Annotated in this window: 10 protein-coding genes; 2 read left to right on the top strand and 8 right to left on the bottom strand. The window is 68.3% G+C overall.

Translation table 11 applies throughout. From position 1 onward, the window contains the following. Positions 1 to 14: 14 nt before the first annotated feature. The 3 genes from WMF11_RS38595 to WMF11_RS38605 form a co-directional block, all read right to left on the bottom strand. The gene (locus tag WMF11_RS38595) at positions 15 to 788 is read right to left on the bottom strand and encodes an FxLYD domain-containing protein (RefSeq protein ID WP_437974346.1); all 774 of its coding nucleotides are present in this window, start codon (positions 786 to 788) and stop codon (positions 15 to 17) included. A 196-nt stretch (positions 789 to 984) separates the two neighbouring features. Continuing rightward, positions 985 to 2,619: a DUF1552 domain-containing protein gene (locus WMF11_RS38600; protein WP_437904149.1), complete on the bottom strand. Its 1,635-nt coding sequence runs from the start codon at positions 2,617 to 2,619 to the stop codon at positions 985 to 987. A gap of 19 nt (positions 2,620 to 2,638) precedes the next feature. Beyond that, positions 2,639 to 4,309, bottom strand: coding sequence for a DUF1592 domain-containing protein (locus WMF11_RS38605; protein ID WP_437974347.1), 1,671 nt, complete (start codon positions 4,307 to 4,309; stop codon positions 2,639 to 2,641). Between the two features lie 918 nt (positions 4,310 to 5,227). Between WMF11_RS38605 and WMF11_RS38610 the strand changes: the two genes are divergently transcribed. Together WMF11_RS38610 and WMF11_RS38615 are read left to right on the top strand one after the other, a co-directional pair. Continuing rightward, complete coding sequence (locus WMF11_RS38610) at positions 5,228 to 6,073, top strand: FxLYD domain-containing protein (RefSeq protein WP_437974348.1); 846 nt, start codon at positions 5,228 to 5,230, stop codon at positions 6,071 to 6,073. 46 nt (positions 6,074 to 6,119) lie between these two features. Further along, the gene (locus tag WMF11_RS38615) at positions 6,120 to 6,251 is read left to right on the top strand and encodes a hypothetical protein (protein ID WP_437904151.1); all 132 of its coding nucleotides are present in this window, start codon (positions 6,120 to 6,122) and stop codon (positions 6,249 to 6,251) included. Here the strand turns inward: WMF11_RS38615 and WMF11_RS38620 are convergent. The 5 genes from WMF11_RS38620 to WMF11_RS38640 form a co-directional block, all read right to left on the bottom strand. Continuing rightward, the gene (locus tag WMF11_RS38620) at positions 6,248 to 7,879 is read right to left on the bottom strand and encodes a serine/threonine protein kinase (protein ID WP_437904152.1); all 1,632 of its coding nucleotides are present in this window, start codon (positions 7,877 to 7,879) and stop codon (positions 6,248 to 6,250) included. The two genes, WMF11_RS38615 and WMF11_RS38620, sit on opposite strands and share 4 nt — an antisense overlap. Positions 7,880 to 8,074: 195 nt before the next feature. After that, positions 8,075 to 9,733, bottom strand: coding sequence for a DUF2254 family protein (locus WMF11_RS38625; protein WP_437974349.1), 1,659 nt, complete (start codon positions 9,731 to 9,733; stop codon positions 8,075 to 8,077). A gap of 109 nt (positions 9,734 to 9,842) precedes the next feature. Beyond that, positions 9,843 to 10,949 (bottom strand): hypothetical protein, encoded by a 1,107-nt coding sequence (locus WMF11_RS38630; RefSeq protein WP_437974350.1) that lies wholly within the window; start codon positions 10,947 to 10,949, stop codon positions 9,843 to 9,845. Positions 10,950 to 11,172: 223 nt separating this feature from the next. Next, on the bottom strand, positions 11,173 to 11,508 hold the full coding sequence (locus tag WMF11_RS38635; protein ID WP_437904155.1) for a hypothetical protein: 336 nt from the start codon (positions 11,506 to 11,508) through the stop codon (positions 11,173 to 11,175). Continuing rightward, positions 11,505 to 11,975, bottom strand: coding sequence for a hypothetical protein (locus tag WMF11_RS38640; RefSeq protein WP_437974351.1), 471 nt, complete (start codon positions 11,973 to 11,975; stop codon positions 11,505 to 11,507). Before WMF11_RS38640 ends, WMF11_RS38635 begins: the two co-directional genes overlap by 4 nt. Positions 11,976 to 12,068 lie beyond the last annotated feature (93 nt).

Below are 12,068 nucleotides of genomic sequence, written 5' to 3' on the forward strand. Positions count from 1 at the left end.
ACCCGTCGGATGGTTTACTTCTTTGCCATCGCGCCTGCCGGATATGCGGCTTGATCAGCGCCGGGCATGTCCACGGTGTTCGTCTCGAAGGCCCAGCTGCCACCCGGCGGAATCTGGACTGTGCCGGTGGCGATCGCGACGCCGAGCGGACGCCCGACGCGATTGACCGAGAAGACCGTGACAGAGGGGTCGCTCACCGCCACGTCGAGCCCGTTGGAGAGCGTGCCCGTGTACACCGTGCCGGCGCCGGCCGTCACGGCCTTCACGTCGCTGGCGGTGAGGCCATCGATGGGAACGACGTCGAGAGCAAAGTAGGGGCACCGGTAGACGACGTACCCCACATCGTCGATCGCGATGTCCGATGGCAGATCCGTCACCGCGGTCATGGTCACGTCACCTGGACCCACACACGCAGCGATCGCGTCCGAGCCATCCGTGACGCGATAGAAATGCTGGGTCAACAACCCGTTGATCCCGGATGCCACGGACTGCTGAGCCTTGTTGTAGAGCTCGACGGAGAGGGCCGCGCTGCATGCCGGGGTATCCCCGTCGTTCCTCAAGGCGGCGTAGAGCTCGGTGTTGGTCGGTCCTTTGCGGAGAGTCAGCGCGATCACGTTGAGCACGCCGTTCCCGCCGGGGAGCGCCATGATGGTGAGGTCTTCGGGGACGATGATCGCGTCGTCACCAGCGTCCCCGCCCACCCCGGCACCGTCGCTCGCCTCGCTCGAGCAGGCCAGCGGGAGGAGCACGGCAGCAGGGAGGAGGAGGCGCTTCGCCAGCATGAACATGAGAAGAGATGCCCAGCCTATCGCTGCCCGCCATCGTTGGACAGCACGGAGTCGCGACGTGAGGCACATCAGGGAGAAAAGCAATTTCGCGATGCCCGCGATCGCCGGCGGCGCACAAACGCAAAGACCCCTTCGGTAGGAAGGGGTCTTTGGACCCGCGCTCGTCGGGGTGTTCAGGACCTGGCTCCGGGAGAGGTCAGGCCTTGAGCTCCGTGAACCCGCCCGGATTCTTGATCGAGGCGCCGGCGACTGCGCCCTTGCCGCCGATGAACTCTTCCGTCTTGTCGGAATAGCCGAACTTGGTCACCTCCGCGGAGCCACCCTTCGCAGGGAAGCCGTCCGCGCCCGCCTTCACGCCCATGGCGTTCATGATGTTGCAGAAGTACTTGTTGATCGGCGCGTTGCCGACCTTCGGATCGGTCCCGGTGCCCTGGTTGATACCGTTGACCTGGCCGCTGCCGTTGGCGCACTGCGACTCGCTGTTGCCGTTCGTCGGCGTCGACGCGGGGTCGACGTTGATGATCTGACCGGTCTTGAAGTAGCCGCCGCCGCTGCCGGCCTGGATGATCGGAGCGTTGTTGAGGTTGTGCGCGTTGCCGTCCGACATCTCGTTGAACCAGATAGCGACGCTGGTGTCGAGGACCGTCTGCCCGTTCCCCTGAGGGATGCTGTCGAGCATTCCGACGAGCTTCGCGAACTTCTGCGCGTAATAGGTGTCCACCTTGACGAGCCACTCGAGCGCGTTGGGCAGGCAGCTGCCGGTCATGCCGGCGTTGTCGAGGCGGTGCGAGAGGGAGTGCGACTCCATCGTGATGCCGAGCCCCTTGAAATTGTAATTTCCCGGGTACTTCAGGAAAATGACGGGGTTCGCGTTGCAGGCCGCCGCGAGCGCCGCGATGGCCGAGCTGATGTCCGCTCCATCCAGATCGCCGGAGACCTTGGTCGTGAGGACGTCGACGCCCAGGCCGCCCGACGACGCCTTCGAGGCGTTCGCGGAGGTCGCGCCGAGCATCACGCCGAGCTCCTCGCTGCACTGCGCGGAGGCCACCACGGTCCCTGTCTGGTTGAGGAGCTCCTTCCAGGCAGCGAGCTTGCGCTTGTCGGCCTGGCTCATGTCGAACCGCTCGAGCGTCTGCAGATCATCCTTCACGAGGTCGAGGATGCTCTTGCCGCGGAGCGCCGCGTAGGTGTCCGGATTCATCGGCTGCCCCGCCTGGAAGAGGCCCGTGAGGCTGCTGAAGGCCTGCGACGCGTTGAGGCCCCTGAAGATGGTCTCGGCGGCGGAGTAGGAGATCGCCGACTGAGAGTTGTCGTTCTGGCCAGCCGTGGCGATGAGCAACGGCGTGCCCTGCGGGCTGAGCTGCTGGGCCATGACGTGATCCAGCGAAGGACCGACAGGCTTCGCGTTGAACTTCGTCGCCTGGTTGAAGCTGAACGGGTCGTTGCTGTTCGGGGTGACCGGCTGGCAGGTGAAGAACGACCCCACGATCTGCGTGTGGGAGTCGTTCCCTTGTCCACGCTTCATGTTGGAGGTCCACTCGTTCATCGAGCGGATGCCGCGCGGCATGAGGAGCTTCTTCGCGTAGGGAGCGAGGGACGCGAGGCTCGTCGACTGGAGGTCAGCAGCCGTGAGCTCACCCTGGGTCTTCGTGGGGAACCACTTGTTCGTGACGCACCCATAGTGGGTGAACATCACGATGAGCGCTTTCCCACCACCCGAAGCGGACTGGGCCTTTGCGTCGCGCTCCCACACGGAGCTGAGGAACGGCGCAGCCAGGGCGGCTCCGCCCAGGCCACGAAGGAAGATTCTGCGGTTCAGTTGCTTGCTCATGGTCAAGTTTCCTCAGCTTTCACGGCGTTTCGCGGACGCGCACGCGGAACGAATCCGCTTGAGTGAGATCGGCCAGCAGGTTGAGGATGCTGTAGCCACCCTCGGACAGCTTCATGTCGATCTGATCGACGACGCACTTATCTTTCCCGTTCGGATCCCGCCCGAAGGCATAGGAGACCCACGACTCGGCGTAGAGCTGCTTGGCCTTATGAAGCTGAGCGATCTCCTGCATGAGCGCGAGCGGAGAGGAGATCTCCTTCACGTTGCCGTCGCCGAAGTCGATGGTGTTCGTCGTGACGCTCGCGTCGATCGCACCACCAAGAGGATCGGTCGTCTGCAATTTTCCGATGCCGTCGAAGCCTTCCATCACGAATCCCGGAGGATTGATGACCGAGTGGCAGCCTTTGCAGCTAGCCGGCTCCGTCAGCTTTTCGATCCTTGCGCGTTGCGTTGCGAAGTCGCCGGTGACGGTCTGCATGGTGGCGCCGGGGATGGGCGGACCCGGATTGACACCGAGCAGGTACACCGAGATGAACGCGCCTCGCAGGATCGGGCTCGTGGCGTCGTAGCCCGCGTAGGAGCTCAAGAACCCGACGCGCGTCAGGAAGCCCGGCCGCACGCTGGCGTCCAGCTCCACCTTGGTCAGCTCGGTGCCGTAGCTCGCAGGATCGAGCCCGTAGATCGCCGCGTTGTCCTTGTTGACGAAGGCGACATTGCTGAGGAGGAGATCGTCGAACGAACCGCCCTCGAACGCGACGTCTTCGAAGAAGGCGTCGAGCTCTGCCTGCCAGCTGGGCTTGGCGGCGTCGGAGTACAACGGATACGTCTCGGTGTCGTGATCCATCTTCCACCAGTGGGCGTTTCCGTTGTTCATCTGCGCCCAGTTGCGGTGGAACGCTGTCACGAGCGGCCCGGTCTTCTCGCGCACATCGATCATTCGCTGCGCCTGGGCCAGAATCTGCTCCTTGGTCTGGAGCTCGCCGTTGTCGGCGGCCGCGCTCAGCACCTCATCCGGAGCGGAGCCCCAGAGCAAGTAAGAGAGCTTCGTCGCCACCTCGTAGCTGGACAGCTTGATGCCCTGGCCGGACGCATCCGCGTCGGTCGCCAGCTCGGGGAGCATGAGGAACGAGGGCGACACGAGGAAGCCGACCAGCGTTGCCTCGGCGACCTCGGCGGGCGTCCCTGCCGGTGTAATCTGGCCCAGCTTCTGGAATCGCGCCACCTCCAGATCGGTCAGTGGGCGACGGAACGCCTTGCGGCCGAAGGTCTTGATCGTCTGCTCCAAGCAGCCGGCCGCCGCAGGGTCGCAGCTGATGAACTTGGACTTGTTCGGCCCAGCCATCACCGCCTTGGCGATCTTCTCGGCAACCTCTTGATAGAGCCGCCACGCGTCGGGGGTCATCGGGCCGTCGAAGTCGTCGACGAGCTGCTCGGACGGCAGCTTGCTGTCGACGCTGGTGACGCCAAGGAGATCCCGCACCGTGTTGTCGTACTGCCGGTTCAGCAGCCGAGGGATCTGGCTCGTGATCGGGATGCCGGGGATGCACTTCTCGGGGGGGCCGTTGTCGGGTTCGTCCGTGCCCCCCGAACCGGTGCTGCCGCTGCCGCTACCGCTGCCGGAGGTCTCCCCGCCGGTGATCCCACCTTCGCCGGGCGCTATCTCGCCGGTGCACCCGGCGAGGAAGGTCAATGAGGTGAAAAATGTTGTCGTACCAATGTACGATAGTTGCCGTAACGTTCGCATGACCTCACTATTCCCGGTCCGCGCCGGAGTGATCATGGGAGCGGATCAAAAGTGATGGATCGGCCCGAGGGTCGCCGTCCGCGAGATCACGCGCGTCTTGCCGAACGCTTCCTCTGGAGACGTGATAGTGAAACGCCGGCGTACGAGCGGCGCCCTGATGCTCTCTTCGATCTCGTGAAGCTGCCCGATTGGAGCGCGGACGCCGAGTTCGCTGTGGAACAGCGACGCGCGCGGGCCACTGCAGGGGCCGCCAAGCGCGTCATTGCGACGCGGCGCGGCGGCGCGGTCAGGGCCATAGAGCGCTCGACGAGAGCTCGCTCGGCCGCGAGAGGCCGGCGCTTCCTGCGCGAGCGCACGGGCCTCACGAATCCAGTAGGTTCTCAAATGTGCAACCCTGGCATTCCAAGCCTCGAGTCGTTCGTGGGCAACGCGCCGCATCACCCAACGTGAGGGCCATCACGCCAATCGGGTCATGCGCTCAGGGCGGTCAATTCTGGCTCGTAAAGCCGGGTTCGCTCGCGACGTCGTCGACCCGGTTGATTGAGAAGGACGCGGCGTCTCCTTTCCTCCGAGGCCTTCGCGAGAGCGGGCGCGAGGCCCCGCTCGACCGAGCGTTGGGTGCATGATGTGCGGGTGTCGACCGGGCGGGTCGAGGCGCCTGTCGAGGAGATTCGCCCGGCGGCCGCTGAGAACGCGCGGGCTACCGCGGATGAAGACTTGGTGTCGTCGTCCTGGAGTCGTGGGCGTGTGAACTTGGACACTCGCTCTCCAAGCGTCAGAAGGTTGGCGCTTGCCCGTGAGACGGTGTGACGCTAGCGTGAGCCCCGGAGGCCAGCTCCCCTGCCCATCGCCCTCTGCACAACGATGCAATCGAAGTCCTTGATCGTCATCGGGGCTGTCGCTCTTGCTCTCCCTCTCGCGTGCGCGGCGAGCCCCCTCGATGATGGGGCGGGCAACGGCGGGAGCGGCCCTGGCGGCGGCGAGGCGGGAGCTGGATCGAGCGGCTCGGAGACGGGCGGGGGCGGCATGGGCGGGGACCCCGGCGAGGGCCTGCATTTCGTGCCGGAGGGCTTGTCCAGCACCGACACGGACGAGGACGGGGCTGGGCTCAAGCTGGTTGCCTTCACCCTGGTGCAGGGGGCGACGGGCCCCGAGCTCTACGCCGCGGTCAGAAATGACGGGGAGACCCCGTCCTGCGACGCCGGCCTGATGTTTTACTTCATCGACAAGGCCGATCAGCTCGTGACAACCTGGGGCGGCAGCTTGCTCAGCGGCCGGCTCTATCGGCTGGACGACGGCTCTGGCGTGATGATCCCCTGCATCGCCCCGGGCGAGATCGCGATGACCGGCTCAGCGGATCTCCCCGGTGACCTCGTGATCGAGGAGCTCGGGTATCTGAAGCACAGGTTTCCGGCCTTCACCGTGGACGTGGTCCCTGTCGATGCCGTCACCGTCAGCGAGGTGAAGACCGTCGGCGGGGGCGCCGGGAGCGCCTACACGGGCACGCTCGAGAACCGACTCGATGTGGCACTGAGCGACGCCAGGATAACGGTCTTCCCGGTGAATCGAGTCGGACGGCCGCTCGGCATGGCGACGAGCAGCGCGGCCGCCGACATTCCGCCCGGCGGGCTCTGGACCTTCGAGACGACTACCGTGGACGACGTCGGCGTTGATCACATCGCCTATCCGACGGTTTCGGTTCCTCCGTGAAGCGGGGTGCAGGTTCGTGGGATACGGATGTGGCCGGGGCAGGCGAATGATGTGCAGGAAAGTACGCCGCCGGGGCAAGAGCTTCGGCGTCGGGGTCCTCTGCGAGGAGCTGCTCGCCGCCGGCATCCCTGTCGTCGCAGGCGCTCGCGGCGCGCGGGCGCCGCGCGAGCTGCGCTAGCAGGAGGAAACGAAGATCAGGCGGATCGTCGCCAGCGTCCCGAGCACGAACAGCCCTGCATAGAAGATCGTCCGCTTGCGCCTCAGCTGCTCGGCGCTGAGCCCGGTCAACGCGGACTCCTCACAAGGCGCCCCCCCCCCGCCGGCGTGCACCGCCGGCACCGCGATCGGCTCGCTGCCTGCCGGCGGCGCGCTCGCTCCGGAGGGCCTGCGCGCGACGGGGGGCGTGCTCGCTCCGGACGGCCTGCCCGCGGCGGGCGGCGTGCTCGCTCCGGATGGCCTGCCCGCGGCGGGCGGCCTGCTCGCCGTGGAAGCAACGCCGTTCGCAGCCTGGGCCGCGGGCAGCCCTCGCTGGAGCTCCCCCTCCGGCGTGGTCGACATCGCGTGCTGGCGCGGGCGCTGCGGAACATCGTCCGGGCCGTCGAAATCGAGGTACTGCACCGAGAGCGAGCCCGTCGCGGCGCCGAGAGGGAGCGGGGCGTCGCTGCGGCCCGCCGCAGGAACGCTGTGCCGTCCATCGGGCGATGAGGGGCGGACCGACCTACGGTCGGCGGACGTGGTCCCGACCGCCGGCGCCTTTCGCCCGAGGCCCGGCGAGCTCTGTCTCGGCGCGCTCTCGGGAGGGAGCGACGGTGAGGCGCGGTAACCGGCGCCGCTCAGCGTGCCCGTCCTCGCGATGCAGGTCTCGACGTGCTCTTTCAGCTCGCTCCGGGCCTCTTCCTCGGCGCCGTGGCCCATGTCGCGGAGCACTTGCTCCAGATCACCGGCCAGCTTGCCCGCGCTGGCGGTCCGCTTCTCGATGGAGAACTCGGTCGCCGCGTCGAGCGCAGCCGAGAGCCGCGCGCCCAGGTCGGGCAGGAGCTCGCGCGCGCGAGGGATCGGCAGCGACGCGACGCCCATGATCAGCTGCCTCTGCGTCTCGGCCTTGCGCACCCGGCTGCCGAGCAGCGCCTCCAGGAGCGTGATTCCCAGGGAGAACACGTCCGCGCGCCCGTCGAACGGCTCCCCGCGCGCCTGCTCCGGAGGCATGTACGGGAGCTTCCCCTTGAACACGCTGCTCTCGGACTGCTCGTCCGCGAGGCCCGGTATCCGCGCGACGCCGAAGTCGGTCAGGCAGACGCGGCCGTCCCGCCCGATCAGGATGTTGGACGGCGAGACGTCGCGGTGGACGACCGCGTAGCTCTGCCCTTCGTCCTCGCACAGGCCGTGCACCGCCTCGAGCGCCCTCGCCATCTCCCGGCCGATGTAGGCCACGGCGCGCGGCGAGAACGCGCCCACCTTCCTGAGCACGCGATCGAGGGCAGGGCCGTCGATGTAGTCGAGCGCGAGGTACACCGAGCCCTCGAACTCCCCGAACTCGACGAGCCGGACGACGTTCGGGTGATCGAGCCGCGCGATCACCAGGGCCTCGGCGAAGAACGACTCCCTCGCGCTCTCGCCGAGCCCCGGCCTCGGGACCAGCCGCTTCAGCGCGACGTGGCGCCGGAGGTCGGGAGGCCCCTCCTCGGCGAGCCACACCTCCCCCATCCCGCCCTTGCCCAGCATCCGGATGAGCCTGTACTTGCCGGCGAACAGCTCCGGCGGCGGATCGGACTCGGCGTTCTTGCGACGCGGGCGGGAGGCGGGCATCTCGTTGTGTGCAGCGCTCGATCTCGACTCCGTCGAGGCTAGCCCTCCTGCTCGGGGTGGAGAGGGTGCAAGCAAGGCATGCCCGATCCTACCGCCGCCCGCGCGCCGCAGGAATCACCGCGTCGATGCCCGGCGCAGATACAGCCTGCGTGGACTGGGTCCCGCCTCACCGAGAGGGCGCCGCTCACGCCTCGCTCACTCCTGCGTGTGCTCCTCGCGGATCGGCTCCCGCATGGTCGTCGCCGGGAACCACTCGAAGAAGCGGTGGATGAGCTGGCGCCGCTCGGGCTCGATGTACTCGAACACGGCGCCCCGGTCGTTGATCTCCCAGAACTCGTTGCTCGTCACGGCCAGGAGCTCGGCGCGGATGGAGCGCAGCCTGTCGGGCCGCTCGTCGCGCATGTCGCGGTAGATCTTCCGCGCGAGCGCCTCCTCACCCTTCTGCAGGTAGTACGTGGCGAGCTTGACCTGCGCCTTGCGGACGCCGCGGAGCGACGGCTCCTGCTGATCGAGCTCCGCTTCCTTGTCCACCTCGAGGAAGAGCTGGAGCAGCTCGTCCCGGGCAGGTGCGTGCAGGTCGTACGCGCGCTCGTTGACCACGCAGAGATCGAACGCGACGGTCTCGGTGAGGAACGCGAGCCCCATCGCGTGCGCCGTCTGCGCGTAGTACTTGAAATGACGCGCGATCTCGAGGACCTGATCCCCCCACCCCGCCTTGAGCAGCTCCTCCGCGAGGTAGCGGTACTGGTTCAGGTTGTTGTAGGCCGCGGCGATGTCCTTCGCGTTGAGCGACCTGCGCATGTAGGTGTTGAAGAACTTCACGACGACCGCGACGGCCGCCCGGTCTCCAGCGGCGATGGCGGTCTGCCCGATGTAGCGCGTGTCGATGGCGATGCGCGTGATGAGGTCGGGCATCGCCGTGAGCGCCTCGCGATAGACCATCAAGAACTGGCGGAGCGCCTTGTACTCGAGCCAGGTCCGCGCGGTCGACAGCTTGCCGAGCGCCTCGGCGTTCATGCTCACGAAGTCGGTGTCCTTCGCGAGGCGATCGCGGATCTGGAACCAGCGCGGATCGAGCGTCGCCTTGTGGGGCAGGTACGCGACGACGAGCTCCGAGAGCGAGTCGATCGTCTTCGACGCGATCCCCTTGTCCTTCTGGTCGATCGCGTTGAGCGCCACGTCGGCGAGCTGCTCCAGCGACGAGAGCGCCGTCACCCGCCGCTCGTCGACCTCGGCCTCGTCCTCTCCGCCCGCGGGGCGCAGCGCCTGCTCGACGCCGCTCGTCTTGATCCGCCGGACCACGTTGTCAGGCTCGACGAAGTCGAACACGTACCCGAAGTAGGGCGCCATCATGAGCAGGCTCGCGGTGAGCAGCCCCATCGTGACGAGGACGCCGTACGTGGGGACGAAGGCGTCCTCGGTCGAGCCGCCCCCGCCGACGCGGATCGAGAAGTTGACCCACAGCGAGAACACCGCGCTGACGACGAAGAAGCCCATCACGAGCATGTTCGTCCGGTCGCGGAAGAACATCTCGGTGATCCGCGGCGTGTAACGGTTCGCGGCGAGCTGCACGATGATGGACGCGACCGTGATGACGATGCCGAGGATGGCGGCGATGACCTCGCCGATGCCGCCCATGATGTGCTCGGCGTCGCTCGGCGACATGCGCGCGAACACCTCCCAGAGCGAGAGGTGCGCGTTCTCGTGTCGCGCGACGTCGAGCAGGTGGACGACGGCGAGGGTCGCGACGCTGACGCCTAGGAGATAGGACATCGGCCGCAGCCAGATGCGGGCCACGGTCGCGCCCCTGCGACGCTGTCGTTCGGCGTCGTCTGCGGTCCGATCGGGTCTCATCAGGTGACCGCCGCTCGGTCGACCTGCTTGCCGATCCGCCTGCCCACCCGCTCCACGCTGCCCCCCACGCACCTGCTCCACGCGTCCGCCACGCCAGGCGGCGGCCCGGCTATTTCTTCTCCGGGGGGCTGTCGAGATCTTCCGCGAGGTAGCTGAGGATCACCTCGTCGAGCGACTTCTCGCTGATCAGGTCCTCACCGAAGATCGAGGCGCCCTCCGCCGGCCGGTTCGTCGCGAAGATGCTGGCCGGGCGCGAGGCCGCGTAGCGGCCGGAGCCCGGGCCGCCCGAGAAATGCTCGACCGCGACCTGGGGCGCGGGCGGCGCGACGGGCTGCTCGGGGTGGACATTGCTGTAGACCCCGGCGCCGGAGGCCGCGGACTCCGCCCGCCGCCCGATCACCGACGCAGGCGGCGGCGGGAGGTCCTGGATCTGCTGAAAGAACGGCGTCTGTGCCTCGGCTGCGGCGCGCTCCAGCGCGTCGAGATCGAGATCGATGGACGGTTGTTCGGGCTTGATCTCGGCGGGCGACGCCGGGCGTACGGCCCTGCCGGCGAGCGGGCTGGCCGCGCGCCCGCCGCCGAGCGCCTGGAGCGCGACGGGATCGAGCTCGAGCCGGGGGCGCCCGCTGCCCGAAGCGGGCGCCGGCTCGGCCGCCGGGGCGCGCGGCGCCGTGGCGAGGGGCGCGGCCGCTGGCCTTGCGGGCTGCGCGGCGGGCCTGGGCGCCGGCGTCGGCGCGGGTGCCGGCTTCGGGCGCGGCGACGCTTCAGGCATGACGGGCGGCGTGAGGGGCCGGGACGGCGGGGGCGGCTTCGGCGCGCCCGTCACCTCGGGCGACGACGGCGACGACGCCCGCGCGGGCTTGCTCGCCTCCGGATGCGACGGGGCGGGGGCGGGGCCTGCGGACACGGCGCCTGCCGACACGGGCGGGGCGGCGGTGTCGTCGAAGAGGTAGTCGAAGTGGCCGTCGCGCAGGGCGATGAACATCGCCTTGTGCTGCTCCTTCATGAGGCCGCGGACCGTCTCCGCGAGCGAGGCCTGACCGACGTGCTCCGCGTACGAGGTCTTCGTGGTCTTGAGGATGCGCCCGCCGTCGGCGAAGAGGTGCGTGATGATGTGAGGATGGCGAATGCCCGAGTCCTCAGTCTGTATGTGGAACAACCGCCCCTTGTGCCGGACGTTGTTGTTGAAGCCGAGCAAGGGCGACGGGGCTTTCACGACAGGCAATCCGAGGGTGGGGAGGTGAGGAGATCGCGCCAGCGGGGAGCGCTCGCCACGGCCGAGACTATCACAGCGCGGCGCGCCCGGAACGATTCGCAGCGCGCCGGCGTCCCTTCACGTTCCTCCGCCGCTCTTCCGCCTTCCTCCGCCGCTCCTTCACCGTCTCCGCGGTAGGGGAGCATGTCGGGGTTGGTCCTCCGCAGACCGCGCGCGGGTCGCGTCAGGGCAGACAGCGCTCCAGGTCGTCCGCAGTTCCCGCCTGGAGGGCGCACGCCACCTCCGCCTGCGTGAGGTCGGCCTCGCAGCGGACGAAGCCGCGCTCCCCGGCGGCCGCGCGCGCCATCGCGGTCCTCTCGGCCACCTGGGACGCAGCGGGCTCGGGGTTGGCCGCGCGCAGGACGAGCTCGACGTACCGATCGAGGAGCGTGGCGCACTCCTCGGCGGACGGGCGTGGAGCAACGCGGCGGAGCGCGGCGCGCCCCACAAGGATACCGAGCACCAGCAGGACGATCGCCAGGGTTGCCAGGACGTCGGTGCGGGTCGCGGGGCGCGTCACTCCAGACACGTATCGACCTGCTCCGGGGTCGTTGCCTGCCGGACGCACACCATCGCAGCGTCGGTGATGCGGCGCCCGACGCACCTGTCGATGAGCTCCTTGCCGCGGGCGTCCCGCACCGCCGCCGTGCGCTCCTCGACGAGCTTCGGGTCGACGACGTTCTGCGCCCGGAGCTCGATCTCGGCGCTCCTCCGGAAGATGGCCTCGCACTCGTCGCGGCTGGCCGGATGCCCGCACCCGGCCAGGAGCGGCAGGCCGGCGAGCAAGGCCAAGCATGGCGCGAGCCCGAGGACCCGACCCAGGTTGAGGACCCGACCCAGGTTGAGGACCCGACCCAGGTTGAGGACCCGACCCAGGTTGAGGTTGAGGACCCGACCCAGGTTGAGGACCCGACCCAGGTTGCCGGAGACCGTGGAGACGGAATACCGCCTCCTTTGAAGGGAAGTTGAGCCAGGACGGCGACGCATGGCCGCGACGATGGCGCCACGCTCGATGGGGCGCAACAAGGTCCAGCCGAAGCCGACAGCCCGTACTGGCGCACGGCCAACCCCAGCCGGCAC

Origin of the sequence: Sorangium sp. So ce295 (assembly GCF_051527405.1) — a bacterium.
Classification (GTDB): Bacteria; Myxococcota_A; Polyangia; order Polyangiales; family Polyangiaceae; genus Sorangium; species Sorangium cellulosum_B.

Bases quoted from the DNA above. Each gene is read 5' to 3' on its own strand.
- WMF11_RS38595 (WP_437974346.1), bottom strand. From the start codon at position 788: ATGTTCATGCTGGCGAAGCGCCTCCTCCTCCCTGCTGCCGTGCTCCTC.
- WMF11_RS38600 (WP_437904149.1), bottom strand. From the start codon at position 2,619: ATGAGCAAGCAACTGAACCGCAGAATCTTCCTTCGTGGCCTGGGCGGA.
- WMF11_RS38610 (WP_437974348.1), top strand. From the start codon at position 5,228: ATGCAATCGAAGTCCTTGATCGTCATCGGGGCTGTCGCTCTTGCTCTC.
- WMF11_RS38615 (WP_437904151.1), top strand. From the start codon at position 6,120: ATGATGTGCAGGAAAGTACGCCGCCGGGGCAAGAGCTTCGGCGTCGGG.
- WMF11_RS38620 (WP_437904152.1), bottom strand. From the start codon at position 7,879: ATGCCCGCCTCCCGCCCGCGTCGCAAGAACGCCGAGTCCGATCCGCCG.
- WMF11_RS38625 (WP_437974349.1), bottom strand. From the start codon at position 9,733: ATGAGACCCGATCGGACCGCAGACGACGCCGAACGACAGCGTCGCAGG.
- WMF11_RS38640 (WP_437974351.1), bottom strand. From the start codon at position 11,975: ATGCGTCGCCGTCCTGGCTCAACTTCCCTTCAAAGGAGGCGGTATTCC.